This window comes from Arthrobacter sp. 05T423, from assembly GCF_056396245.1.
Genome location: NZ_JBFTLC010000005.1, coordinates 81,360 through 106,890, shown reverse-complemented (window position 1 = coordinate 106,890; position 25,531 = coordinate 81,360). Strand labels below are relative to the sequence as shown.

Below are 25,531 nucleotides of genomic sequence, written 5' to 3'. Positions count from 1 at the left end.
AATCAGCTTCAAGTGGTTGATCTATAAATATAAGCCGGATACGGTTTAGCCATGTACGTTCTGACCATCGACCAGCGTGGCAGCACCAACGATGTGGACCGCGTGCCCGAGCTCCTTGGGGCCCTCGGCAGCCACGGTGTCCGCTTTGAACGCTCTGTCGGCGACGAGGTGCAGGGTGTTCTGCAGGACCCCTCCCTGGTGGTCGATGTGACACTGCACGCTCTGCGCAGCGGGCACTGGTACGTGGGAATCGGCGTCGGCCCCGGAACCTTGCCGCCGGACGCAAGCCCCCGGGAAGGATCCGGAGCCGCCTTCGTTGCCGCGCGCAAGGCGGTGGAACGCGCCAAGTCAGCGGCGAGCCATGTCCCCGCTGCCGTGGTTGCCGGCCGCCAGGAGCACGGACCCGCTGTGGCATGCGCCAACGCGGAGGCAGTGCTGCGGCTGGTCGGACGGCTGGTGCAGGACCGGACCGAGGCCCAGTGGCGCGTCGTGGACGCCCTCCGCGCGAAGAGCGGGACCGAGCAGGGTCCCGGACGCCATGGACTGCAGAAACAGGTTGCACGGGATCTGGGAATCAGCGAACAGTCGGTGAGCCGGGCCGTCCTCAGGTCGGGCTGGCAGGAAGAATGGGCGGCAAGGCCTGCGGTGGAAATGCTGCTGGCAACCGCCCACCGCCTCATCCTTGAGAGCCACACCCCCGGGGACCGCACGCTTGAGGCCCAGGACGTCGACGAGAACCGAGGAGAACCGTGAACGCTGTCTGGATCGCAGCCGCCCTGCTGACTGCCGGCTTCCTGGGCTGGCCCGTCACGGCCCTGGTGTTCCGGCTGGCCCGCACCATCGACGACAAAGCCGATGCCGCCGCCGGCGCCGGCAGGGACAGCGCCGACGATCCCTCGGCCGACGTCACGGTGGACAGCCCCGCAACAGGGGACAGTCCGGCCACGTCGGACAGGATCAATACGGTCAACGGCGACATCACGGTGGACGCTGGCGGTGCCGCCGCGCCGAAACCCGGGGGCGAGGCGTCGGCCAGGCGGATCCTCCGGGGCGGGGCCATCATCGGAGTACTTGAGCGGCTGGCTGTCTGCCTTGCCATCCTGGCCGGACAGCCCGTGGCCATCGCGTACGTGGTGGCCATCAAGGGCCTGGGCCGGTTCGCCGAACTCAAGGAGACGCCGGTGGCCGCGGAACGGTTCATCATCGGCACGCTCGCCTCCATGCTGTGGGCGGCGGGAGTTGCCGCCTTCACGAAGGTCGCGCTCCTCGGGTAGCCCGGCCGCGGGATAGGGTATCTCTATGACTGTTTTTGCTGTTGAGTACGTATACGACGCCGAGTCCTCCGAAACGCGTGCGGCCACCCGCCCCGCCCACCGCGAATGGACCGCAGGACTCGCGCAGGACGGCACGCTTCTTGCCAGTGGACCCTACGGCGACGGCGCGGGCGCGCTGCTTATCTTCAAGGCGGCCGACGAACCCGCACTCAACGAGATCCTGCGGCAGGATCCCTTCGCTGCTGCGGGCGTCATTTCCGGCACCCGAACCACCGAATGGGCGCCCGTGACCGGCCTCCTGGCTGAGCACGCAGCCTAACCCCGCCACTGATTTTCGATTTCAAGGAGTCCACGTGACCTCGGTCAGCCTGGGAATGCCATCCGCACCGCCGCCCGTCCTTGCCCCGCGACGCAAGACGCGCCAGATCAAGGTGGGCTCCGTCGGCGTCGGTTCCGATTTCCCCATCAGCGTGCAGTCGATGACCACCACACCCACCACGGACATCAACGCCACGCTGCAGCAGATTGCCGAACTGACCGCCTCCGGCTGCGACATCGTCCGCGTGGCCTGCCCGTCCGCCGATGACGCCGAGGCGCTTCCGATCATCGCCCGGAAGTCGCAGATTCCGGTCATCGCCGACATCCACTTCCAGCCGAAGTACGTCTTCGCGGCCATCGAGGCCGGCTGCGCTGCGGTGCGCGTCAACCCGGGCAACATCCGCAAGTTCGACGACCAGGTCAAGGAGATCGCCAAGGCGGCCAAGGACCACGGCACGTCCATCCGCATCGGTGTAAACGCAGGATCCCTCGAACCTGGCATCCTGAAGAAGTACGGCAAGGCCACCCCTGAGGCCCTGGTCGAATCTGCGGTCTGGGAAGCCTCGCTGTTCGAGGAGCACGGCTTCCACGACTTCAAGATCTCCGTCAAGCACAATGACCCGGTGGTCATGGTGGCAGCCTACGAGATGCTCGCCGAGAAGGGCGACTGGCCGCTTCACCTTGGTGTGACCGAGGCCGGCCCCGCCTTCCAAGGAACCATCAAGTCGGCCACGGCCTTTGGCGCCCTCCTCTCGCGCGGCATCGGCGACACTATCCGCGTGTCCCTGTCCGCCCCTCCCGTGGAGGAGATCAAGGTGGGCAACCAGATCCTGCAGGCGCTGAACCTGCGGCCCCGCAAGCTGGAAATCGTCTCGTGCCCGTCCTGCGGGCGCGCCCAGGTGGACGTCTACACCCTCGCCGAACAGGTCACCGCCGGCCTCGAGGGAATGGAGATCCCGCTGCGCGTCGCCGTCATGGGCTGCGTCGTCAACGGCCCGGGTGAAGCGCGCGAAGCTGACCTCGGCGTCGCGTCCGGCAACGGCAAAGGCCAGATATTTGTGAAGGGTGAAGTCATCAAGACTGTCCCCGAGAGCCAGATTGTTGAGACACTGATCGAAGAGGCCATGCGTATCGCGGAAGAGATGGGGGAGGCCGATGGCGAAGATGCTGTCAAGGGTAGCCCCGTGGTTAGCGTCTCATAAGGACGGCGCCGCGCCGGACGGTGCCACCGTCCGGGTACTGGGTGTTGCGGACACCCGTCAATTGCGTGACCTGGCGGCGACGGATCCCGTCGCCAATGTGTTCATCCTGGCGCACCTGGAGTCTACGGACTCTGCCGCGCCCACCCCGGGCGGAGCCAACGTCCTGGGCGTTTTCGACGACGACGTGCTGATTGGCGCCTGCTGGGCAGGCGCCAACCTGGTCCCCGTCCAGCTGGACCCCGAACTGGCCGGGCCGGTGGCTGCTGCGGCCCACCGCTCCGGGCGACGGTACGCGTCGATCTTCGGCCCGGCCGGCACGGTCCTTGCCCTGCACCGCCACCTGGAGGAGCTGGGCCACCTGGCCCACGAGGTGCGGCCCGACCAGCCGCTCATGACCATCACCGGTGCCCCGGCCGTTGAGCCGAACTGGCAGCTGGGATATGGGCAATACGCAGACTTTGAGGCCATCCTTCCTGCCTGTGCGGCGATGTTCGAGGAAGAGGTGGGCTACTCGCCCTACCTCGGCGGCCGCGACTTCTACAGCCGCCGGGTGGCAGGCCTGATCCGCCAGGGCCACTCCCTGGTCCACCTGGAGGACGGCGAAGTGGTGTTCAAGGCGGAGCTCGGTGCCGTCACTGCCGAGGTCACCCAGGTGCAGGGCGTATGGATGAACCCCAGCCGCCGGGGACTCGGGCTGAGCGCCGGTTATATGGCGGCCGTGGTGCTGCTGGCCCAGAAAATGGCGCCCGTCACCAGCCTCTACGTCAACGATTACAACTCCCGGGCACGGGCCACCTACGAACGTGTCGGCTTCCGGCAGGTGGGGACCTTCGCTACAGTCCTTTTCTAACCGGCGGCTCAGGCCTTGCCTGGCCAAAGACCGGCCGAACTGGATTTGGAGTCGGTGATGGCTATCACATAGGTTCGTTCTAACCGCGTTTTCGGATTCGGGTGGTCTCAGAGATTTAGCGGCATGACCGGCCGCTGAGCCACGCCACCGCAGGGATGACCAGCCGGAAACGGCCAGGGGCTTCTCCTGCGGGGCGTGGCTTTTCTGTACAGCTTGCACATGGCCCGGAAACCCGTACAGCTGCCCAGCCGGTAGATTAGTACCCAGACAATCAGCACTTTCCCCAGAAACGGATACCTACCCGTGGTTCTTCGACTCTCCAAGCTTTTCCTGCGCACTCTGCGTGAAGACCCCGCCGACGCCGAAGTTGCCAGCCACCGGCTGCTCGTGCGCGCGGGATACATCCGCCGCGCGGCTCCGGGCATCTACACCTGGCTGCCGCTGGGGCTGAACGTCCTGCGCAAGGTGGAACAGATTATCCGCGAGGAGATGGCTGCCATCGGCGCCCAGGAAGTTCACTTTCCTGCGCTGCTGCCGAAGGAGCCCTACGAGGCGACCAACCGGTGGACCGAATACGGTGAAGGGCTGTTCCGGCTCAAGGACCGCAAGGGCGGCGACTACCTGCTGGCCCCCACGCACGAGGAGATGTTCACCCTGCTGGTCAAGGACCTGTACTCCTCGTACAAGGACCTGCCGCTGAGCATCTACCAGATCCAGAACAAGTACCGCGACGAGGCACGTCCCCGCGCCGGCCTGCTCCGCGGCCGCGAATTCATCATGAAGGACTCCTACTCGTTCGACGTCGACGACGCCGGGCTGGACGCCAGCTACGCAGCCCACCGGGCGGCGTACTTGAAGATCTTCGAGCGGCTCGGACTGGAGGTCATTCCCGTCACGGCCACCGCAGGCGCCATGGGCGGCTCCAGGAGCGAGGAATTCCTGCACCCCACCGACATTGGGGAGGATACCTTCGTGCGCTCGGCCGGCGGCTACACGGCCAACGTCGAGGCCGTGACCACGGTGGTCCCCGCCGAAATCGACTTCACCAACGCCCCGGCAGCGGAGATCCGCGACACCCCGAACACTCCCACGATCGACACCCTCGTGGATGCATCCAACCAGCTCGTGCCGCGCAGCGAGGCCGACGGCGGACCCTGGACTGCCGCTGACACGCTCAAGAACGTTGTTCTCGCCGTCACCCTGCCCACCGGGGAGCGCCAGATCGTCGTCATCGGCGTCCCGGGCGACCGCGGCGTCGACCTCAAGCGTGTCGAGGCCAACATCGGCGCCTACCTGCCGGTCGCCGGCGAGATCGCCGTCGAAGCCGCGGGCGAGGAGGACCTGGCCCGCAACCCGCTCATCGTGCGGGGTTACCTTGGCCCGGGCATGTCGCTGGGCGCGCCGCTCCTGGGCCTGGAGGGCGCTGCCAAGCTCCTGTACCTGGTGGATCCGCGCGTCGTCAGCGGCACGGCCTGGGTGACCGGTGCCAACATGGCCGGCAAGCACGTCTTCGGGCTCGTGGCGGGACGGGATTTCACCTGGGATGGCGTCATCGAGTGCACCGAAGTGCGCGCCGGTGACGAAGCCCCGGACGGCTCCGGACCGCTCGAAACGGCTCGCGGCATCGAGATGGGCCACATCTTCCAGCTGGGACGCAAGTACGCCGAAGCGCTTGAACTGAAGGTCCTGGACCAGAACGGCAAGCAGGTGGTGGTCACCATGGGCTCCTACGGCGTGGGCGTCACCCGTGCCGTGGCCGCGCTGGCGGAATCCAATCACGATGCCAAGGGCCTGGTCTGGCCTCGCTCCGTGGCTCCGGCAGACGTGCACGTCGTGGCCGTTGGCCGCGGTGAGGAGATCTTCGCCGCAGCTGAGCAGCTCGCCCTCGAGCTTGAAGGCGCCGGCCTGGAGGTCATCTACGATGACCGGCCCAAGGTTTCCCCGGGCGTGAAGTTCGGCGATGCCGAGCTCGTGGGCGTGCCCACCATCCTTGCCGTCGGCCGCGGACTCGTGGACGGCGTCGTCGAAATCAAGGACCGCCGCAGCGGCGAGGCTGAAAACGTGGCCGTGGACAAGGCCGTTGACTACGTGGTCAACGCCGTCCGCAGCAACTGACGCCTGCCATCTAAGTGGTTTCGGGGTTCGAGTCGATCCAGCTCGCCACTATCGTCCTGATAGTGGTGGCTGGATTCTCCGCAGGCTGGGTGGACGCCGTTGTGGGCGGCGGGGGACTGCTTCAGCTGCCGGCGCTACTGCTCGTTCCGGGGATTACCCCGGTGCAGGCACTGGCCACCAACAAGATGGGTTCCATTTTCGGCACCACCACCAGTGCCGTGACCTACTACGGCCGCGTCCGGCCGGACCTGAAAACTGCCGTGCCGATGGCCGCGATCGCGCTCGTGGGCAGCTTTGGCGGTGCGCTGCTCGCCACCCGGCTGCCGGCCGAGGTGTTCAAGCCGATCATCGTGGTGGCCCTGGTGGCCGTCGCGCTGTTCACGGCACTCAAGCCCGACGCCGGACACCTCACCGAGCTCAGGCACGACGGCCGCACGCACTACGTGGTGGCCTGCTCCATCGGCGCCGTAATCGGGTTCTACGACGGCCTGATCGGTCCCGGCACAGGCTCGTTCCTGGTGATCGCGCTGGTCTCGGCCATGGGGTACGCCTTCCTCGAGGCCAGCGCCAAGGCGAAGATCGTCAACATGGCGACCAACGCCGGAGCTCTCATATTCTTCCTCCCGCACGGGTCCCTGCTCTGGGGTGTGGGCCTGCTGCTGGGCGCGGCGAACATGGCCGGGGGATACCTTGGTGCGCGGACCGCTGTAAAACAGGGGAGCAAGTTCGTGCGTGTGGTGTTCCTGGTGGTGGTCTTCGCCCTGATCGTCAAGCTGGCGTTCGACGTCTGGCAGGAGAACTTCACCTGAGCTGACCCCTCGCCTCAGCTGGGCTTCCGGCGGCGCCAGGTCGCTCGGCGGCGCCAGGTCTCCGCCTGATATGTCCTCGCGGGCGGCCCCGGGACGGCGTACCATGCCTCTATGTCAGCCGGTGCGGAACCGTACAGGGAAGCCTTGGCTGCAGCCGTCCGGCATGCCACCCGCTGGCTGGAAAGCCAGCCCAGCCGCCGGGTGGGACCGCAGCAGGCAGCCCGGGAACTCGCCGCAGCGTTCGACGGGGCGCTGCCACAGTCCGGCATGGCCCCGGCGGACGTGGTGGATTACCTGGCCAGCCACGCCGAACCGGGCCTCATGGCCATGCCGTCCGGACGCTTCTTTGGCTGGGTCATCGGCGGCACGCTCCCGGCTGCCATGGCGGCCGACTGGCTCGTCAGTTCCTGGGACCAGAACTCGGTGCTCCGCTACGCCACCCCCGCCATTGCAGCCATTGAGGACGCCGCCGGCCACTGGCTACTGCAGCTGCTGGGACTGCCGGAGGAGTCCGACGTCGGCTTCGTCACCGGAGCCACCATGGCCAATTTCACCGGGCTGGCGGCCGCGCGGTGGCGGCTCCTAAAAGACGCCGGCTGGGATCTGGAACGCGACGGACTGTTTGGGGCGCCGCGGATCCACTGCATTGTGGGGGAGGAACGCCACGAGACGGTGGACCTCGCGCTGCGCTATCTGGGAATGGGCAGCCCCACCGTGGTTCCGGCCGACAGCCAGGGACGCATCGACGCAGCAGAGCTGGACTGTGCCCTGGACCGGATCGCCCTGCACCATGCCGCCGGTGGCCATACAGGCGCGGACCAATCAGGCGCGGACCAATCAGGCGCTGGACAGGGCTCGGGCCCTGCCCCGGTGCTGGTGTGCCTGCAGGCCGGGAATCTTCACTCCGGAGCCTTCGACCCTTTCGCCGCAGCCGTCGCGGTGTGCAAAGCACACGGCGCGTGGGTGCATGTCGACGGGGCCTTCGGACTCTGGGCCGCGGCCGTCCCGGAGCTCGCCGCGCTGACCGCGGGGGTGGAACGGGCGGACTCCTGGGCCACAGACGCCCACAAGAGCCTCAATGTCCCGTACGACTGCGGCGTCGTCGCGGTCCGGGATGCCCAGGCGCTGCGCAGCGCCATGGGCCTGAATGCCAGCTATCTACTCCAGGATGCCGACGGCTCCGGTGATCCCAGCCAGCGGGTTCCGGAGCTTTCCCGCCGGGCCAGGGGAGTGCCTGTGTGGGCGGCACTCAAGTCCCTGGGCAGGGACGGTGTGGCCGAACAGATTCGCCGCCTCGCCACCGCTGCTGCCCAGCTCGCGGAAAAGCTCACGGCCATTGACGGTGTGGAAGTCCTGAACGAGGTCGGCTACACACAGATCACGGTGGCCTTCGGCGACGATGCATCAACCCGCCGGGTGGCGGACTGGCTGATCGCCGACGGCAAGGTGTGGATGTCCGGTTCCCGCTGGCACGGCAGGGACGTGGTGCGGATCTCTGTCAGCAACTGGACTACCGACGCCGATGACGTCGCCATTGCTGTGGAGGCTGTGCGGACTGCCCTTGAAGCAGTGCGCTCGGGTGGGTCCTGAGGGCCCTACGCGGGAGGCGTGTCCATCGCCCCCTCGCCCGGTTCCGGCAAGTCACGGGCAGCCGGAAGCCCGTCCAGTGTCCGGCCGGCAAGTGTGCTGGCCACCCACAGTGAGCGGGCCATGTCACCGCCATGGCCCGGCCTCGAGGAGTAGTGCAGCGCGTTCTCCACCTCCCGGGCAAGGCTCCATTGACGGGCCACTTCCGGATCCAGCCCGGCCGCGACGCTGAAGTCGTGGCACCTCGCCAGCAGTCCGGCCGCTGGATCCGCTGCGGGCAGGTCCGGGATCCGGTTCCAGAGCACGGGAGCCACGGCGAATTCCGCCTCTCCCACCATCGGCTGGGGGTCGATGGCGGCGAAACTCCCGGCACCGGTATTCCTGGCCGCAATAGTCGCCGAGCCATTACTCGCCGATGCAGGATTCCCGGCCTCAGGATGCCCGGTCGCGTCGAGCCTGGCCAGGATGTTGAGGTAGTGGAAATCCGTATTGACCAGGACGTCCTCGGAGGACCGGCGGCCCACGGCACCGCGCGTCTGGCACACCTCGAGCGCCGCCTCCAGGAGCCACCGGGGAAACGGGCGGCCGAGCTGTTCCCAGTCGGCGGGCAGGTCGTCGCTCCACTGTTCCGCCCGGGCGGCCACATGCACAAATTCCTGCCACTGCGGCCGGCCGTCGGGCACGAGGCTTAGCTGGCGCATCAGGCCGCCCCATACCTCAACGGCGGTGTCCATCGGTTCCGTCCGGAGTGATCTGCCGGCGTCCAGGCGCTCAAGGAGCATGGAACACGTACCGGCGTCGGAGGCAAGCAACTGGACCGCACCATGGCCCTTCCACAGGGCCAGCGCGTGACGTTCCACCAGCGCTTCATCATGCGGAAAGGCCACCTTCAACGCCGCGGCGGCTCCTGCGCTCCGGACCGGCACCACCACGCCGCCGTGACCGCTCCAAGGGAGCGCTCCCGGCTCCAGCTCGAGCTCAAGCTGCCACTGGTCCAGCCGGCCGCGGATCATGTCCGGCAGCGACGCCAGCCAGGCCCTGCCCGCGCTGGTGCGGGAATAGCGGCGCGCCAGGTCCGGTGGGATGGGAACGTCTGCTGGCCGGCTCACAGCTCCAGCGTAGTAGAGGCCTCCTAACGACGCGGGCAGGCCGCTGGCACACCTACACGATGCCGCTGGCGCCGAGCAGGTTGCCGATGGTGAACGTCGCGGCAAGGGCAAGGCCGCCACCCACCACCACGCGTGCAGCCGCCCGGGTTTTCGAGCCGCCGCCGATCCACGCGCCGACGGCACCTGTTACGGCCAGGGCCAGGAGGACCGCCCCAAAAGTCACCGCGACGCGGATGTTTTCCGGAGGCAGCAGGATGGCGAGCATTGGGAGCACGGCGCCCAGCGTGAAGGCGATGGCCGATGCGAAGGCAGCGTGCCACGGGCTCACGATGTCCTGTTCGTCGATGTTGAGCTCTGCGGAAAGATGGGCTGCCAGGGCATCGTGCGCCGTGAGTTCCAGGGCCACACTTCTGGCCGTTTCTTCGCTAAGGCCCTTGTTCCGGTAGATGGCGGCGAGCTCCAGCAGCTCCTCTTCCGGTTCCTCGGCAAGTTCGCGCCGTTCCTTCTCGATCAAGGCCTTTTGGCTGTCGCTCTGGCTGCTCACGGAGACGTACTCGCCCAGGGCCATGGATACGGCACCACCCACGAGGCCGGCAGCACCGGCCGCAAGGATGGGGCCGTGCTCGCTGGTCGCACCGGCCACGCCCACGACAATGGCCGCGACCGACACGATCCCGTCATTGGCTCCCAGGACACCGGCACGCAGCCAGTTCAGGCGGTGCACGATGTCGTTGTGGTGGGGCTCATTGGCGTGTTGCCCCTGGGGGGTCAACGCCGGCTTGTCCGCTGAATCCATGGCTCCAGCAAACCACTTTGGGGCGGCAGGCTGCCAGTGGGGGATTTCTTCCGCCCGGGTCTAGGGCGCCGCCGGTGTGGCCGCCGCACCGGCGGCGGTCCGGTGTGGCGAGGGCGCATCCGGTTCCGGGAGTTCCGGCAGGAGCGCGGTGTCCAGCACAATCCCGGGGACAGGCCCGGGATCGGATCCCCAGCGCATGGTCCGCTGGGCGGCCGCCAGCAGCGAGGAAACGGCCCACCGCCGGGTTTCACCGTCACTCAGGGCCACGAGGTCACCGTAGACCGGGAGCGTTCCGGCCTCCAGGCTGGCCAGCCCCGCGGCCGGTTTCTGCAGGAACGAGGTGCCCAGGGTGTAGCCGGGTTCCTGCGGAGGAACGGACACGCAATGAACACGGGTGTAGGCCTCGGACTGGCCCACCAGGGTCTCGTGCGTGGCCAGCAGGCCGGCGGCCTGTTCCGCGGCGGACCCGTTCAGCCGTGTCAGCGCCACCTGGTAGCCGTAGACCGTTTCTACTTCTGTCCGGACCACGCTGCTTAGGGCGCCAGCCAGCGTGGCAGTTTCCGCCGCGCCTCCCGTCCCGGCCGGTTGGTCGCTACTGCCTGATTCGGCAGTGCTGCTTGGCTGGGCACTATCAGATCCCGGTGAGCTGCCCGGAGTCCCGGCGGTGCCGTCCGACGGGCTGGTGTCCGGGCACGCCGTGGCCGCGCTCCGCTGTGTTGGTGCCGGCGCCGGGAGTGAGGGGGGCGGCGTTCCGGCAGACTGTGCCAGCGACGTCGCCTGAAGCAGCTGCGCGGTACCCACCGCGGCAAGCAGGCGGGCCATCCCGCCGTCGGCCTTCTCTGCATGGATGAGGCGCGCCTTGCCGCTCGCGGACAGCGCAGCCACCAGTGCCGGCAGCGTTGCCGGACGCGGGGGTGCCGTGGCTGAGGGTGCTGTGCTCGAGGGTGCCGTGCCTGAGGTCGTGGTGCCGGGCCGCGCCGTTCCTGGTGCGGAAGCAGCGGACGGTGCGGCGGATGCCAACCCGCCGGCCGCAGAACCGGCGGTTGCATTGCCGGGAAGAAGGAGCGCCCTGGCCTGCGTAGTCAGCAATGTCACAGTGTGCGAAAACAGCTGACGCCGCGCGCCGGACGACCCGTCCGCGAGCTGCTGGCTGGCAGCTCGCAGGTCCAGTGTTTCAGCGAGGGCAGCAGCGCGTGCCTGCTCGGAGAACGGAGGCGCTGCCGGTGCCGGGGATTCCCGCGGAATCAGCGCAAAACCGAGACTGAGCACCAGGAATGCGGCGAGTGCCAGCAGGGCGTACCGGAGATGGCTTGCCGGCTTTCTTTTTCGCCCGCTGTCGTCATTCACAACAGACCATGTTGTCACGGCCCGGGGGAAGTCCGTGCACCAAGCTGCCCGGAAAATCGCTACGCTAGTAGTCACAACATCATCTATCGGGAGGCGGCCGGCATCGTGAGCAATGCAGAAGCCACGACTTCATCAGACCGGACCGACGCGGGAAAGGCTGAACCCGCGGCTGTCCACAATCCCGAGGCTGAACGCCTCCGGGCGCTACTGGAGCCCACAGTCCAGTCGCACCGGCTCTACCTGGAGGATGTTGCCATCCATATCGCAGGTTCCAACCGTGTGGTCCACGTAGTGGTGGATCTGCCGCAGGAAGAAACGGGCGGGGTGAGCCTTGACGTCATCGCAGACATCTCCAAGGAACTCTCCGACATCCTGGACAACGACCCCGGCACCGACAGCCGGCCCTATGACCTTGAAGTTTCATCGCCGGGCGTCGGGCGCCCGCTGACCGAGCCCCGCCACTGGCACCGTGCCCGCGGCCGCATGGTCGCGGTCAACGTGATCCAGGGCGAGAACGTTACGGGCAGGATCACCTCTGTCGACGACGCCGGCGTGACACTCGTCCCCGAGATCGCCGTGAAGAAGGGCATGAAGCCCAGGCAAGGCGACCCCGTAAAACTTCCTTTCGACAAGATCCGCAGCGGAAAAGTCGAAATTGAGTTCAGCCGCCTCGACGAGGCCGGTCTGGAAACTGAGCACAATGGACCTTCTGAGGAGGCCTGATGGATATTGACATGAGCGCGCTGAGACTCCTGGAGCGTGAGCGCGAAATCCCGCTGGATCTCCTCATCCCCACGATCGAGCAGGCACTGCTGGTTGCCTACCACAAGTCGCCGGGCGCCTTCGAGAAGGCCCGGGCGGAGCTGGACCGCAAGAGCGGCCACGTGACCATCTGGGCCACCGAAATCGACGACGACGGCGCACCTATTGGCGAGTTCGAGCACACGCCTGCCGGTTTTGGCCGCATCGCCGCCAGCACCGCCCGGCAGATTATCCTGCAGCGCCTGCGCGACGTTGAGGACGACAACGTCCTGGGCGAGTTCAAGGGCCGCGAGGGTGAACTCGTTGCCGGGCTGATCCAGCAGGGCAACAACCCCCACATGATCCAGGTCAACCTGGGCACCGTGGAAGCCCTGCTCCCGCCGCCGGAGCAGGTGCCGGGGGAGAGGTACATCCACGGGAACCGGCTGCGCGCGTACGTGATCGACGTGCACCGCGGCACCAAGGGCCCGTCCATTACGCTGTCCCGTTCGCACCCCGGCCTGGTTCGGAAGCTTTTCGAACTGGAGGTCCCCGAGATCGCCGACCGCTCCGTGGAGATCGTCGCCCTGGCCCGCGAAGCCGGGCACCGCACCAAGATCGCGGTGAAGGCGAACACCCCGGGCATCAACGCCAAGGGTGCGTGCATCGGTGAAATGGGCTCGCGAGTGCGGGCCGTCATGACCGAACTGAACGATGAAAAGATCGACATCGTTGACTTCAGCGAGGATCCGGCCACCTTCATCGCCAGCGCACTGTCTCCGTCCCGTGTGAATTCAGTCACCATTACCGACGAGGCCACCCGCTCGGCCCGCGTTGTGGTGCCGGACTACCAGCTCTCGCTTGCCATCGGCAAGGAGGGCCAGAATGCGCGTCTCGCTGCCAAGCTGACCGGGTGGCGGATCGATATCGTCTCCGACGCAGCCGCTCCCCGCGGCTAGCCGTGCGGCCGGAACGGGAAAGCCGTCCGGCACAGGCCCTGACCTCGGCCGATCTGCCCGCCCCCGCGGCGGGCAGTTTCGGTTTCCGGTTTCGGGTATGGGGCCCCTGAGGGGCTAGAATAGAACTTGGCCGCGCCCAGCGGCCGGCATCAGCGTGTTCGTGCGCCCGGGTTCCTGCCGAAAGGCAGTGGCGGGCGGCCGGGCAGGCAGATAGGTACAAGGCAGGAAGATTTTCGGCAGTGGCACACGTGCAACACCTCGGGAATCAGCCGCAGCGTACCTGCATCGGATGCCGGAAAAAGGGGCCGCGGTCAGAGTTGCTCCGGCTCGTCTCCGACACCGGCGGTTCGTCCGCCGTCGTGGTGGATGAACGACGCCGGATGGCTGGCCGGGGTGCATGGCTGCACCCCAGCGAAGCGTGCCTGGCCCTGGCGGTCAAGCGGCGAGCCTTCGGAAGGGCCCTCAACGGGTCAATCGGAACCGCCGCCGTCGAACGCCGGATAACGGCAGGAGCGCACGCTGCGGATGTCCCGGCGTCTGCAGTACCAACCGTCCAACCTGAAAGCGGGTCAGAAATCTGATGGAAACCCGATGAGTTCCCAGCGATGAGCGCGTAACGATGACAACTTTGTTGCGCTCTGCAATGGGCCTTTCAGCTGCAACAGCAGCGGGGGCCCGCAGTAAGAAGTAGACGGTTCGTGCCTGGCTCGGTGCGGACCGAGACAGGAGAAATGTGGCCAAGGTCCGCGTACATGAGCTTGCAAAAGAGCTCGGTATTACTTCCAAAGATGCAGTAACCAAACTGCAGGAACTGGGCGAATTTGTTCGCTCCGCCTCTTCCACCATTGAGGCCCCCGTGGTGCGGAAACTCCGCAACGCGTTCCCGGCTGCCGCCGCTTCGAAGTCCGAAGCTCCCGCAGTTGCCCCCAAGTCCCCGGCCAGGCCGGCGGAATCCCGTCCCGCGCCGGCTCCCGGTCCCGCTGCCCCCAAGGCTGCGGCGCCCGCTCCGGCCCCCGCGCCGGCACCGGCTCCCAAGGCCGAGGCGCCTGCGGCTCCGGCTGCTCCCGCCGCCCCGGCAACTCCGGCGGCCGGAACGCCTGCTGCGCCGTCCACTGGTGCGAAGCCGGGTGCACGTCCCGCACCCAAGGCTGAGGCCCCCTCACGTCCGGGCGGCGCTCCGCGTCCCGGTGGCCCCCGCCCCGGCAACAACCCCTTCGCCACGTCGCAGGGCATGCCCCGCGGCCGTGGAGGCGACGGCGAACGTCCGCCGCGCCCGGGCAACAACCCGTTTGCAACTTCCCAGGGCATGCCCCGTCCAGGCGGCGGCCGCACTGATGGCGAGCGTCCCGGCGGTCCCCGTCCGGCTGCCGGTGCAGGCGGACCCCGTCCCGGTGCTCCGCGTCCCGGCGCCACGCCCGGCCCGCGTCCCGCAGCCGGTGCCGGTGGACCCCGTCCCGGCGGTCCCCGTCCGGGTGCCGGCGGCGGTAACCGCCCCACGCCTGGCATGATGCCTAACCGCACCGAGCGTCCCGCACCTGCAGGTGCCGGCCGTCCCGGCGGCGGCGGACGCGGCCCCGGCCGTCCCGGCGCTCCCGGAACCGGCGGTCCCGGTGCCGGCGGCGGTGCTCCGGCCGGCGGTGGCTTCGGCAAGGGTGGCCGCGGTCGCGGTGGAACCCAGGGTGCGTTCGGCAAGGGCGGCGCTGGCCGCGGCAAGCAGCGCAAGTCGAAGCGCGCAAAGCGCCAGGAACTTGAGCAGATGAGCGCACCGTCGCTGGGTGGCGTGAGCGTACCCCGCGGCGACGGCAACACCGTTATCCGGCTTCGCCGTGGCTCGTCCATCACGGACTTCGCTGACAAGATCGAGGCGAACCCCGCCGCACTGGTTACCGTGCTCTTCCACCTCGGTGAAATGGCAACGGCCACCCAGTCGCTGGACGAGGACACCTTTGCACTGCTCGGCGAAGAACTCGGCTACAAGCTGCAGGTCGTTTCGCCGGAGGATGAGGAGCGCGAGCTGCTCAGCACGTTCGATATCGACGTCGAAGCCGAACTTGAGGCCGAAGGCGACGAAGTACTTGAGGCACGTCCTCCTGTAGTCACCGTCATGGGTCACGTTGACCACGGTAAGACCCGTTTGCTGGATGCCATCCGTAACTCGGACGTCGTTGCCGGCGAGCACGGCGGCATCACGCAGCACATCGGTGCCTACCAGATCAGCCACGAGCACGAGGGTTCGGTGCGCGACATCACCTTCATTGACACCCCGGGTCACGAGGCGTTCACCGCCATGCGTGCCCGTGGCGCGAAGGTCACGGACATCGCCATCCTGGTTGTGGCAGCGGACGACGGCGTGATGCCCCAGACCGTTGAAGCCCTCAACCACGCCCAGGCGGCCAACGTGCCGATCGTCGTGGCCGTGAATAAGATCGACAAGGAAGGCGCCAACCCGGACAAGGTCAAGGGTCAGCTCACCGAGTACGGCCTGGTTCCCGAGGAATACGGTGGCGACACCATGTTCGTTGAGGTCTCTGCCCGCCAGAACGTCAACATCAACGAACTGATCGACGCCGTGCTCCTGACCGCCGACGCTGCACTGGACCTCCGGGCCAACCCGGACAAGGCCGCCCGAGGCATCGCCATCGAAGCGAACCTGGACAAGGGCCGCGGTTCCGTGGCCACCGTCCTGGTGCAGTCCGGTACCCTGGCCGTCGGCGACACGATCGTCGCCGGCACGGCCCACGGCCGCGTCCGCGCCATGTTCGACGAGGACGGCGAGGCCCTCGATGTGGCACTGCCGTCCCGTCCGGTCCAGGTCCTCGGCCTGTCCAACGTGCCGCGCGCCGGTGACACCTTCCTGGTGACCTCCGACGAGCGCACGGCCCGCCAGATCGCCGAAAAGCGTGAAGCGGCTGACCGTAACGCACAGCTCGCCAAGCGCCGCAAGCGCATCAGCCTGGAAGACTTCGACCAGGCCGTCGCCGAAGGCAAGATCGACACCCTCAACCTCATCCTCAAGGGTGACGTTTCCGGTGCCGTGGAAGCCCTCGAAGACGCGCTGCTCAAGATCGATGTCGGCGAAGGCGTCCAGCTCCGGGTCATCCACCGCGGTGTGGGTGCGATCACGCAGAACGACGTCAACCTGGCAACGGTCGACAGCGCCGTCATCATTGGCTTCAACGTCAAGCCCGCCGAGCGGGTTGCCGAACTGGCAGACCGCGAAGGCGTGGACATGCGCTTCTACTCCGTCATCTACGCAGCAATCGATGACATCGAGATGGCCCTCAAGGGCATGCTCAAGCCGGAGTACGAAGAGGTCCAGCTGGGCACCGCCGAGGTCCGCGAAGTGTTCCGTTCCTCCAAGTTCGGCAACATCGCAGGCTCCATCGTTCGCTCGGGCACCATCCGACGCAACACGAAGGCCCGCATCAGCCGCGGCGGCAAGATCATCGGCGACAACCTCACGGTGGAGACGCTCAAGCGCTTCAAGGACGACGCCACCGAGGTCCGCACGGACTTCGAGTGTGGTATCGGACTTGGCTCGTACAACGACATCACCGAAGGCGACATCATCGAGACCTTCGAGATGCGCGAGAAGCCGCGCGTCTAAGTCTCTTGCTTCACCTGCGGGGCCGTTGGAATTTTTCCGGCGGCCCCGCCCCTTAGATGCCACTCCCGCACCCCTCAATTGATACGCGCTAACGCATGTTCCATGCGTTGGTGCGCCCCAGATTTCTATTTCCATCCAGGAGGATGTCATGGCTGATCCGGCACGCGCTGCCAAGTTGGCGCAGCGGATTAAGGTTGTTGTTGCTGAGGCTTTGGGCCGGAAGGTGAAGGATCCCCGGCTTGAGGGGATTACCGTCACCGACGCCCGAGTGACCAATGACCTGCAGCATGCCACCGTCTACTACACCGTGTTCGGCGACCAGGCCGTCCAGGCTGATGCCGCCAAGGGCCTGGAGAAGGCCAAGGGTGTGCTGCGGCAGGAAGTGGGCCGGAACATCACCGTCCGGCTGACGCCTACGCTGGAGTTCGTCGCGGACCAGATTCCTGTGAACGCGTCCAACCTCGAAGAACTGCTCCGCACCGCGAAGCAGCGCGATGCCGAGGTGGCGGAACTGGCCAGGAACGCCAAGCCCGCGGGTGACGCCGACCCGTACAAGAGCGACGTCCAGCCGGACGTGGAAATCGACGAAGACGACTTCGACGAAGAGGACCTCGACCTTGCCGGCGACGACGCAATCGACGAGGACCGGAACCGTTAGGTTTACCGGTTCTGCGCTGCGGAGCTCGTGCCATCAGGCGCTGTAAGGGTGCGGCCGGATCTCATCGATCCGGCCGCACCCTTACTTTTGCTGTCCGTATCTTTTCGCTAGTCGTCCAGCGGTGCCTTCACCACTCGTCCATCCGGCGCTTTGTTCGGTGCCGGCAGGGAGCTGACCGTGGCGTGCCGCCGTCTGCGTTGTGCTTCATCTCCAGGGCGGCCAGGCCGCCGAACGTGCGCTGCTTGCCGTCGGCGTCAATGCTCCTGATGTGACCGGCCAACGGCCTCGGAACCTCAGGGCCAGCGCCCTGGCTTTCCGTCAGGTAGATGGTGCGGCCGCGGCGGTCGGTGCCGGCCACATCCCAGGCCGCGTTCTTGTAGACGACCGATTTGCTGCCGTCCCGGGCTATTTTCGTCAGCTGCCCCGCGAATTCCTCGCTGACCAGAACGGAACCGTTCTGTCCGTCGCTAAGGTGGAGCGGGCCTAGCGTGAAAATCGGGCTGCCCGCAGCACCATCCGGCTGGCTATGATCAGACCATGCGCGCCCACCCATCAGCTGCTGAAGTGACCGAATACCTGACCGAGGCGGTGGCCCTGGCAGAACGGAATGTCGCGGCCGGCGGCGGGCCCTTCGGCGCGCTGGTCGTGACTGCCGACGGCGCCGTCCACGAAGGGGTCAACCGGGTCACCAGGGACAACGACCCCACCGCCCACGCTGAGGTGGTGGCTATCCGGGGCGCCGCGGCTGAGTCCCGGAACTTCGACCTCAGCGGCGCCGTCCTGTACGCCAGCTGCGAGCCATGCCCGCTCTGCCTCGCCGCAGCGCTCTGGGCGCGGATCGATCGGGTGTACTTCGCCGCCGACCGGCACGGCGCAGCGGCCGCGGGATTCGACGACGCCGTCTTCTACGAATATTTCGGCGGTACGCGGCCGGAACTGCTGCCGGTCAGCCACACCCAGGTCCCGACGTCGGGCGCCCCGTTCGATGCCTGGCGCGACAACGCCGAACGCACCGACTACTGAAGCCCGTTGCGCGTCAGTGGGTAGGGAGCCGGCCTACGCCCTCGACCAGTTCGCTCTGTTCCCCGCACAGCGCGATTCGGATCCAGCCTTCGCCGATGGAGCCAAAGGCAGTTCCGGGAGCGAAGGAAACGCCGGCCTCGGCGAGGAATTTCTTCACCCACGCCCGGACGTTTCCGCCGCTCACGTGCGAGACGTCCGCCCAAAGGTAGAACGCCCCCTGCGCGCTCAGGAAGGGAATGCCCTTCCCTGCCAGCACAGCCGACGCCGCGTCGCGGTTGGCGCGGTAGTGTGCGCGGGCCTGCGACACATAGTCCTGCGGGCCGGTCAACGCCGCTAAGGCCGCGTATTGGGACGGCGACGCCACACACGAGACGATCGCCTCCATGACATTGTTCATCCTCTGCTCCAGGCCGGGCGGGCAGATCAGCGCACCGATGCGCAGACCGGTGAGCCCGTAAGTCTTGGACAGTGTCAGCGATGTGAACACACGCGCCTCGCCGGGGGAAGTGCTGTCGAACCGGGCGGGACTCACGTGCGGAACGTCGTACGTGAAGGCCTCGTAGCATTCGTCCGAGATGATCCATAGGTCGTGGCGGCGCGCCAGTTCCACGAGCTCCCGGGTCAGGTCCTCCTGAAGGACCGCGCCCAGGGGATTCGACGGCGAGTTGAGCATGAGCACGCGCGTCCGGTCCGTGATAAGCGCCTCGACGTCGGCGATCCGGGGCTGGAAATCGTGGGCCGGATAGAGCGGATACTCCACCGGAACGGCATGGAGGAGCCGGCTGGTCATGGCAAACGTGGGATAGCCCGGATTGGGGATCAGGATTTCATCCCCTGGCGCCAGCAGCAGGGACATCGCGAAGTGCAGGCCCTGCTGGGCGCCGTCGACCACGTATACGCGGTCCGCCCCGATGTCCGTGCCGGACTGCTCCCGGAACCGGGCTGCGAAAGCCTCCCGGAGCGGCGGGATGCCCGCGTTCGGAGTGTAGTTGGTCTCGTCACGGTCCAGGCACGCGATTCCGGCATCGAGGACATGGCGGGGGAGCGGGAACCCGGGCTCCCCGATGCTCAGGATCAGCGCTCCGGGGGTCCGCCACGCCGCCTCGGTGATCTCGCGGATCTGGTTGACGGGGACGTCGCGTATGTGTGGGGAAAGCTCGGGCATGACTGCCATCCTAGCCCCGGGCGTTGCGGGACCGCTGCGGCGTCACCGATAGCCCTGCCGCGTGCCCGATATACTGATAGGCGTGCTTTCTGGACTGGTAATAGTGGACAAGCCGCAGGGATGGACCAGCCACGATGTGGTTGGACGGATGCGGCGGATCGCCGGTACCCGGAAAGTGGGCCACGCCGGAACGCTGGATCCCATGGCAACCGGCGTGCTGGTGCTCGGCATCAACAAGGCGACGCGGCTCCTGACGTACATCGTGGGCACGTCCAAGACCTACACGGCCACCATCCGGCTGGGGGAATCCACCATCACTGACGACGCCGAAGGCGAAGTTGTCAGCCGGGCGAGTGCCGCAGCTGTGACCGAGGATGCCATCCGCTCCGCGGTGGAGTCCCTGACAGGCGAGATCCAGCAGGTGCCCAGCAGCGTCAGCGCTATCAAGGTCAACGGTGAACGCTCCTATGCCCGGGTCCGATCCGGGGAAGACGTCCAGCTGGCCGCCCGGCCCGTCACCATCCACCGCTTCGATATCCACGAGATTCGCCATGACCAGGCCGCGGGGCACCACACGGAGGTCGTGGATGTCGACGTCACGGTGGAATGCTCCTCGGGCACGTACATTCGTGCCCTTGCCCGGGACCTCGGCAGCTCCCTCGGCGTCGGCGGACACCTGACCGCCCTGCGGCGGACCAACGTGGGTCCCTACTCGCTGGACCAGGCCCGCACTCTCGAACAGCTCGCCGAAGACCTCGAGATCCTGGAAATGTCCCAGGCGGCCCGGGCACTCATGCCCAACCGAGAGCTGAGCGCTGACGAAACGACAGAGATCTCGTTCGGCCGGCGCATCGCCGCCGGAGCCGCGGCGGGCTCACCCGGCGCCGCCACGGCAGACAAGCCCGCGGCCGCGTTCGCGCCTGACGGGTCGCTGGTGGCGCTGCTCGCGGACAGCGGAAGCTTCGCCAAGCCGGTGCTGGTCTTCGCCCCGGGAACGGGACCCGGCGGCTCAAACGGTTCCGGCTCAGACGGCTCCCGCCCAAGCGCCGGCGTTCCGAACGGTTCCCTTGCCGACGGCGGCGGGCAGGCCTAGCCTTGGACGCGTACTTTTACATCATCCTTGGTGTCGGCCTGCTGTCCACCCTCATCTGTGTGGCGGCAGGCATCATGAAGAAGGCCCCGAACGACATCACCATCCTCTCGGTGGCCGCCGTCGAACTGGCCCTGCTGGTCTACCTCGTGGGCTCCATAGTGCGGATCATCGCAGGGGAGCAGATCGCTGGCGAGGCCTGGGAATTCTGGGGCTACCTCGCCACCGCCCTCCTGCTGCCCGTCGCCGCGGTGTACTGGTCCATCCTGGAACGGACCCGCTGGAGCAACTTTGTCCTGGCCGCCGTCGGAGTTACTGCCCTCGTCATGGCCGCCCGTATGAATCAGATCTGGTACTGAAGTGGAAGAAGCACGCAACGTGACTGATACGTCCGAACACACTGGCGGGCGCCCCGCCGACACGAGGAACACCGGTCCCGGCCGGCTCCTCATCGCCGTCTACGGCATCTTTGCCCTCTCGGCCACCGCGCGGGCCGGCTACCAGATCTTCACCAAGTTCTCCGAGGCCCCGCTGGCGTACCTGCTCTCGGCCTTCGCAGCCGTCGTCTACATCGTGGCCACCGTGTCGCTGGCCAGGGCGGGCCGCACCTGGTTCAAGGTGTCCCTGGTCGCGGTCCTGGTAGAACTGGTCGGCGTCATTGTGGTGGGCGCGCTAAGCCTGTTCGACGCCGTGCAGTTCCCGCACGAAACTGTGTGGTCCGCCTTCGGCCGCGGCTACGCCTTCATTCCCCTGATCCTGCCGGTGCTGGGCCTCATCTGGCTTTACCGACGGCGGCCGTCGGCCGCTGTCGCTTAGGAACCCGTTTCGTCAGCTCACCGGGCGTCACCGACCGGTGCGCCGGCGGCTCTGAGCCGTTCGCCGGTACTGATTCGTCGGACATGGCCTACGATCTTTTCACCGTCCTGGGTGTCCACCTGCGACGGGTCCACGCCGCCGGCGGCTTCCACAGCGGCCTGCGCTGACGCCGGACCGGTCCCCAGCAGGGACGCGATCTGCTGAACGGGGATCTGTCCCGACGACTGGGCCGGCGCTGCCTTCGCATCCCAGCCGGGTGTACTTGCAGGTGGTAAGGCAACCGGGCCGCTCCGTGGGGCGTCCGTGGCACCCGGGGATTGCGGGTAACCTTAGAGAGTTCCGGCCCTGGCGCGCCGGGAGCAAGTTCTGTCGGGCAGTAAAAGGCGAGGTTGATGGTCCACATCTGGAATGATCCGACTGAGGTCCCGGAAGACTTTGGTCCTTCCGTTGTCACTATCGGCAATTTCGACGGCGTCCACCGCGGGCACCAGCAGGTGCTGTCCCAGCTCATCAGGACGGCACGGCTGAACAACGCCAAGTCGGTTGCCGTGACGTTCGACCCCCATCCGGCCCTGGTTCACCGGCCGGAAAGCGCGCCCGAGCTGATCATGGGCCTGCAGGACAAACTCCAGGCGCTCGGTGAGCTCGGACTGGATGCGATCCTGGTCATGAAGTACTCCCTGGAGCTCGCCAGCCTCACCCCGGAAGAATTCGTCGGCTCGGTCCTGGTGGACAGCCTCCACGCCAGCCACGTTGTCATCGGCCACGACACACGGTTCGGCAAGGGCAACTCCGGCGACCTGAACACCATGCAGGAGCTGGGGGAGAGGTTTGGCTTCCAGGTCCTGGTCATCAGCGAGTTCGGCTCCGAAGGCTTCCCGCTGCATGACGACGGCGGGACGGACCGCCGCTGTTCCTCCACCTGGGTGCGCGAAGCGCTGCGGGAGGGAGACGTCGGCACCGCCGCCGCGGTGCTTGGCCGCGCGCACCGGATGCGAGGAGAGGTGGTCCACGGCGCCGCCCGCGGACGCGCGCTCGGGTTTCCCACCGCCAACCTTTCCAGCGACGCGAGCGGACTTATTCCCTCGGACGGCATCTACGCGGGCTGGCTCGTGGACGAGGCCGGGATCCGCTGGCCCGCCGCCATCTCCGTCGGATCCAACCCCACATTCGACGGCGTGAGCCGCCAGGTGGAGGCGCACGTCATCGACCGCCCGGAAGAGGGCGTGGAGGACTTCAATCTGTACGGCCAGACAGTAGTCGTGGAATTTGTGGCCAGGCTCCGGGGCATGGTGGCATACCGTGGGCCTGAAGCCCTCGTGGAGCAGATGCGCCAGGATGTCCTGCAGACGCACGACATCCTCCTCAGGCGCTGACCTGCCCGCACCCACACGGGTCTGCACCACGCAGTCCCGCACCACACAGTATTGGCAAGGAAGGCGACACTGTGACCGTAGAGAAGAACACCAGGAAACTGGACGAGGGGATCGTACGCGATTTCAGTTCCCGGATGAGTTACGCCTCCTACCTTCAGCTGCCCACGCTGCTCAGCGCCCAGCAGCCTGTCAGCGTCCCCGAACACCATGACGAACTGCTGTTCATCATTCAGCACCAGACCACGGAGCTGTGGCTGAAACTGGTGCTGCACGAACTCCGCAGCGCCGCCCAATGGCTCCGTTCAGATGACCTCGGCTCGGCCCTGAAGGGCATCGCCCGGGTTAAGCACATCCAGAAGACCCTCACCGAGCAGTGGTCCGTCCTGGCGACGCTGACGCCCACCGAATACGCGGAATTCCGCGGGTTCCTGGGCAACTCGTCCGGATTTCAGTCCAGCCAGTACCGTGCCGTGGAGTTCGTGCTGGGCAACAAGAACAGCAAGATGCTTCCCGTCTTCGAATCCGATCCCGAAGCCCACGCCCTGCTCACCGAAGTCCTGCACGCGCCGAGCATCTACGACGAATTCCTGGCCTACCTGCACCGCCAGGGCTTCGACGTTCCCGAGGAGGTGCTGAACAGGGATGTGACCCGGGCGCATGAGTTTGAACCGGGACTGGTGCCGCTGTTCAAGCACATCTATGAAAACGCCTCCGGCAACTGGGGCGCGTACGAGGCCTGCGAGGAGCTGGTTGACCTGGAGGACAACTTCCAGCTGTGGCGGTTCCGGCACCTGCGCACCGTGCAACGCACCATCGGCATGAAGGCAGGAACCGGCGGCTCCTCCGGAGCGGGGTTCCTGCAAAAGGCCCTTGAGCTGACATTCTTTCCTGAGCTTTTCGCCGTACGCACGGAGATCGGACAGTGACCGCCCTCAACAGCTCCGGCGACCTGAGCGGCGCCGACGCCCTCCTGCGCAGGGCCGCACGCCTCGACGCCGAAGACCCGCTTGCCTCCTACCGCAACCTGTTTGTCGGCGCGGACAGCGCGCTGTCCTACCTCGACGGTAACTCCCTGGGGCGCCCGCTCACGCGGACCGCGGGTGACATAGCCACCTTCATCCAGGAGGGCTGGGGCGGACGCCTGATCAGGGGCTGGGACGAGGAATGGCTGGACATGCCCCAGGCCATCGGTGAGCAGCTGGGACGGTCGGTGCTGGGCGCCGCCGCCGGCCAGACGATCATCGCCGATTCCACCACCGTGGTGCTGTACAAGCTAATCCGGGCCGCGCTGGCCGCCGTCGGGAACCCTGAGCGCACAGAGATCGTGGCGGACACGGACAACTTTCCCACCGACAGGTACCTCGTCGAAGGCATCGCCAAGGAGGAGGGCCTGACGCTGCGCTGGATCGAGGCGGATCCCGCCTCTGGCGTGTATCTCGAACAGGTGCGGGCGGCAATGGGGCCGGCCACCGCCGTCGTCCTCCTCAGCCATGTGGCGTACCGGTCCGGATACCTTGCGGACCTCCCGGCCATCACCGCGGCCGTGCACGACGCCGGCGGGCTGGTGGTGTGGGACCTGTGCCATTCCGCCGGGTCCGTGGAGCTGCAGCTGGACGACTGGGATGTGGACTTTGCCGCGGGCTGCACCTACAAGTATTTGAACGGCGGACCGGGCTCGCCGGCCTTCGCCTACGTCAATGCCCGGCACCTGCCGGGACTGGCGCAACCCATCTGGGGATGGATGGGCCGGAAGGATGCGTTCGAGATGGGCCCCGGCTACGAACCGGCCGCCGGGATCCGCGGTTTCCTGAGCGGCACACCGGCCATCTTCGGCATGATCGCCATGCGCGGCACCCTGGACCTGATCGAGCAGGCCGGCATGGCCGCCATCCGCGAAAAGTCGCGGCAGCTCACCGCTTACGCCCTGGAACTCCACGATGCCTGGCTCGCGCCTGCCGGGGTGAGGCTTGCCACGCCGCGGGATCCGGACCGCCGCGGTGGCCATATCACCGTTGACCATCCCGCCTTTCGTGAGGTGACCGCGGCGCTGTGGGAGAAGGATGTCATCCCTGACTTCCGCGCCCCGCAGGGCATCAGGATCGGACTTTCGCCGCTGAGCACGGGCTTTGCCGAACTCCACCGCGGCATGGCGGCCATCCAGGACCTGCTTCCGGAGGCCTGAACGGCGCTGTTGCCGTTTCGACAAGATTGCAACACGCCCGGTAAAGTAAGCGGTGGATCCGGCTGCAGTCCGTGGTTGCTGGATCCTGCCGTGTGTGGATACTTCTTCGGAAATACCGTCCGGCACCCCCGGCAGTGAAGTACTGACTCGGGCCTCACGGCACATCTCTAGGAGTTATTGTGGCACTTGACGCCGCCGTAAAGCAGTCCATCATCAAGGATTTCGCAACGTCCGAGGGCGACACCGGTTCGCCGGAGGTCCAGATTGCGGTCCTGACTCAGCGGATCAAGGATCTGACTGAGCACATGAAGGAGCACAAGCACGACTTCCACACCCAGCGCGGTCTGCTGGCCATGGTTGGTCGCCGCAAGCGCATGCTGACCTACCTGAAGAACACTGACATCGCCCGCTACCGTTCGCTCATCGAGCGCCTCGGCCTGCGCCGCTAGTCTGATTTGAGGGGCGGCCCTTTCCTTCCGGAACGGGCCGCCTCTGCAGTAGATAAAA

At 66.9% G+C, this 25,531-nt stretch carries 26 protein-coding genes; 21 read left to right on the top strand and 5 right to left on the bottom strand.

The genetic code is table 11. The features are described 5' to 3' along the window. The first annotated feature begins 51 nt into the window (after nt 1–51). The 8 genes from AC1DFE_RS06180 (at nt 52) to AC1DFE_RS06145 (ending at nt 8,158) form a co-directional block, all read left to right on the top strand. Nucleotides 52–753: a MarR family transcriptional regulator gene (locus AC1DFE_RS06180; RefSeq protein WP_476905028.1), complete on the top strand. Its 702-nt coding sequence runs from the start codon at nt 52–54 to the stop codon at nt 751–753. Then, the gene (locus tag AC1DFE_RS06175; protein ID WP_476905027.1) at nt 750–1,274 is read left to right on the top strand and encodes a hypothetical protein; all 525 of its coding nucleotides are present in this window, start codon (nt 750–752) and stop codon (nt 1,272–1,274) included. Before AC1DFE_RS06180 ends, AC1DFE_RS06175 begins: the two co-directional genes overlap by 4 nt. 25 nt (nt 1,275–1,299) lie before the next feature. Continuing rightward, nucleotides 1,300–1,593, top strand: a complete 294-nt coding sequence (locus tag AC1DFE_RS06170) for a YciI family protein (protein WP_476905026.1) — start codon at nt 1,300–1,302, stop codon at nt 1,591–1,593. 34 nt (nt 1,594–1,627) lie between these two features. Further along, a complete protein-coding gene (ispG, locus tag AC1DFE_RS06165) occupies nt 1,628–2,794 on the top strand; it encodes a flavodoxin-dependent (E)-4-hydroxy-3-methylbut-2-enyl-diphosphate synthase (RefSeq protein ID WP_476905025.1) in 1,167 nt (388 codons plus the stop codon). Beyond that, nucleotides 2,757–3,644, top strand: a complete 888-nt coding sequence (locus tag AC1DFE_RS06160; RefSeq protein ID WP_476905155.1) for a GNAT family N-acetyltransferase — start codon at nt 2,757–2,759, stop codon at nt 3,642–3,644. Before ispG ends, AC1DFE_RS06160 begins: the two co-directional genes overlap by 38 nt. Nucleotides 3,645–3,947: 303 nt before the next feature. Continuing rightward, nucleotides 3,948–5,759: a proline--tRNA ligase gene (locus tag AC1DFE_RS06155; RefSeq protein WP_476905024.1), complete on the top strand. Its 1,812-nt coding sequence runs from the start codon at nt 3,948–3,950 to the stop codon at nt 5,757–5,759. A 14-nt stretch (nt 5,760–5,773) separates the two neighbouring features. Next, a complete protein-coding gene (locus tag AC1DFE_RS06150) occupies nt 5,774–6,568 on the top strand; it encodes a sulfite exporter TauE/SafE family protein (RefSeq protein WP_476905023.1) in 795 nt (264 codons plus the stop codon). A 111-nt stretch (nt 6,569–6,679) separates the two neighbouring features. Next, nucleotides 6,680–8,158, top strand: a complete 1,479-nt coding sequence (locus tag AC1DFE_RS06145) for a pyridoxal phosphate-dependent decarboxylase family protein (RefSeq protein ID WP_476905022.1) — start codon at nt 6,680–6,682, stop codon at nt 8,156–8,158. A gap of 5 nt (nt 8,159–8,163) precedes the next feature. Here the strand turns inward: AC1DFE_RS06145 and AC1DFE_RS06140 are convergent, their stop codons facing one another. Genes AC1DFE_RS06140 through AC1DFE_RS06130 form a run of 3 tightly spaced genes read right to left on the bottom strand, consistent with a single transcriptional unit; the run spans nt 8,164 to nt 11,407 of the window. Beyond that, complete coding sequence (locus tag AC1DFE_RS06140) at nt 8,164–9,264, bottom strand: aminoglycoside phosphotransferase family protein (RefSeq protein ID WP_476905021.1); 1,101 nt, start codon at nt 9,262–9,264, stop codon at nt 8,164–8,166. 52 nt (nt 9,265–9,316) lie between these two features. Then, nucleotides 9,317–10,060, bottom strand: coding sequence for a VIT1/CCC1 transporter family protein (locus tag AC1DFE_RS06135; protein ID WP_476905020.1), 744 nt, complete (start codon nt 10,058–10,060; stop codon nt 9,317–9,319). A 60-nt stretch (nt 10,061–10,120) separates the two neighbouring features. After that, a complete protein-coding gene (locus AC1DFE_RS06130; protein WP_476905019.1) occupies nt 10,121–11,407 on the bottom strand; it encodes a DUF4439 domain-containing protein in 1,287 nt (428 codons plus the stop codon). 105 nt (nt 11,408–11,512) lie between these two features. On the opposite strand from AC1DFE_RS06130, the gene rimP reads away from it, so the two are divergent. The 5 genes from rimP to rbfA all read left to right on the top strand — a co-directional run bounded on the left by rimP (nt 11,513) and on the right by rbfA (nt 17,372). Next, a complete protein-coding gene (gene rimP, locus AC1DFE_RS06125) occupies nt 11,513–12,130 on the top strand; it encodes a ribosome maturation factor RimP (protein ID WP_476905018.1) in 618 nt (205 codons plus the stop codon). Further along, nucleotides 12,130–13,107: a transcription termination factor NusA gene (gene nusA, locus AC1DFE_RS06120; RefSeq protein ID WP_476905017.1), complete on the top strand. Its 978-nt coding sequence runs from the start codon at nt 12,130–12,132 to the stop codon at nt 13,105–13,107. Before rimP ends, nusA begins: the two co-directional genes overlap by 1 nt. A gap of 239 nt (nt 13,108–13,346) precedes the next feature. Beyond that, a complete protein-coding gene (locus AC1DFE_RS06115) occupies nt 13,347–13,688 on the top strand; it encodes a YlxR family protein (RefSeq protein WP_476905016.1) in 342 nt (113 codons plus the stop codon). A 152-nt stretch (nt 13,689–13,840) separates the two neighbouring features. After that, the gene (gene infB, locus AC1DFE_RS06110; protein WP_476905015.1) at nt 13,841–16,714 is read left to right on the top strand and encodes a translation initiation factor IF-2; all 2,874 of its coding nucleotides are present in this window, start codon (nt 13,841–13,843) and stop codon (nt 16,712–16,714) included. 148 nt (nt 16,715–16,862) lie between these two features. Continuing rightward, nucleotides 16,863–17,372, top strand: coding sequence for a 30S ribosome-binding factor RbfA (rbfA, locus tag AC1DFE_RS06105; RefSeq protein WP_476905014.1), 510 nt, complete (start codon nt 16,863–16,865; stop codon nt 17,370–17,372). A 127-nt stretch (nt 17,373–17,499) separates the two neighbouring features. Here the strand turns inward: rbfA and AC1DFE_RS06100 are convergent, their stop codons facing one another. Continuing rightward, nucleotides 17,500–17,925 (bottom strand): hypothetical protein, encoded by a 426-nt coding sequence (locus AC1DFE_RS06100; RefSeq protein ID WP_476905013.1) that lies wholly within the window; start codon nt 17,923–17,925, stop codon nt 17,500–17,502. On the opposite strand from AC1DFE_RS06100, the gene AC1DFE_RS06095 reads away from it, so the two are divergent. Next, nucleotides 17,910–18,395, top strand: a complete 486-nt coding sequence (locus tag AC1DFE_RS06095; RefSeq protein WP_476905012.1) for a nucleoside deaminase — start codon at nt 17,910–17,912, stop codon at nt 18,393–18,395. The genes AC1DFE_RS06100 and AC1DFE_RS06095 overlap by 16 nt on opposite strands. A gap of 13 nt (nt 18,396–18,408) precedes the next feature. On the opposite strand, the gene AC1DFE_RS06090 is transcribed toward AC1DFE_RS06095, so the two are convergent. Beyond that, nucleotides 18,409–19,560, bottom strand: a complete 1,152-nt coding sequence (locus AC1DFE_RS06090) for a pyridoxal phosphate-dependent aminotransferase (protein ID WP_476905011.1) — start codon at nt 19,558–19,560, stop codon at nt 18,409–18,411. 82 nt (nt 19,561–19,642) lie between these two features. Between AC1DFE_RS06090 and truB the strand changes: the two genes are divergently transcribed. The 7 genes from truB to rpsO all read left to right on the top strand — a co-directional run bounded on the left by truB (nt 19,643) and on the right by rpsO (nt 25,473). After that, on the top strand, nt 19,643–20,653 hold the full coding sequence (truB, locus tag AC1DFE_RS06085; RefSeq protein WP_476905010.1) for a tRNA pseudouridine(55) synthase TruB: 1,011 nt from the start codon (nt 19,643–19,645) through the stop codon (nt 20,651–20,653). A gap of 2 nt (nt 20,654–20,655) precedes the next feature. Beyond that, entirely contained in the window at nt 20,656–21,009 is a 354-nt protein-coding gene (locus AC1DFE_RS06080; RefSeq protein WP_476905009.1) for a hypothetical protein, read from the top strand. 1 nt (nt 21,010) lies between these two features. Then, nucleotides 21,011–21,466 (top strand): hypothetical protein, encoded by a 456-nt coding sequence (locus tag AC1DFE_RS06075; protein WP_476905008.1) that lies wholly within the window; start codon nt 21,011–21,013, stop codon nt 21,464–21,466. A gap of 392 nt (nt 21,467–21,858) precedes the next feature. Next, entirely contained in the window at nt 21,859–22,842 is a 984-nt protein-coding gene (locus tag AC1DFE_RS06070; protein WP_476905007.1) for a bifunctional riboflavin kinase/FAD synthetase, read from the top strand. Between the two features lie 71 nt (nt 22,843–22,913). Then, nucleotides 22,914–23,768, top strand: coding sequence for a tryptophan 2,3-dioxygenase (gene kynA, locus AC1DFE_RS06065; protein WP_476905006.1), 855 nt, complete (start codon nt 22,914–22,916; stop codon nt 23,766–23,768). Further along, nucleotides 23,765–25,024 carry a kynureninase gene (gene kynU, locus AC1DFE_RS06060; RefSeq protein ID WP_476905005.1) on the top strand — a complete coding sequence of 420 codons (1,260 nt, stop codon included), beginning with the start codon at nt 23,765–23,767 and terminating at the stop codon, nt 25,022–25,024. Before kynA ends, kynU begins: the two co-directional genes overlap by 4 nt. 179 nt (nt 25,025–25,203) lie before the next feature. Next, complete coding sequence (gene rpsO, locus AC1DFE_RS06055) at nt 25,204–25,473, top strand: 30S ribosomal protein S15 (protein ID WP_102970860.1); 270 nt, start codon at nt 25,204–25,206, stop codon at nt 25,471–25,473. Nucleotides 25,474–25,531 lie beyond the last annotated feature (58 nt).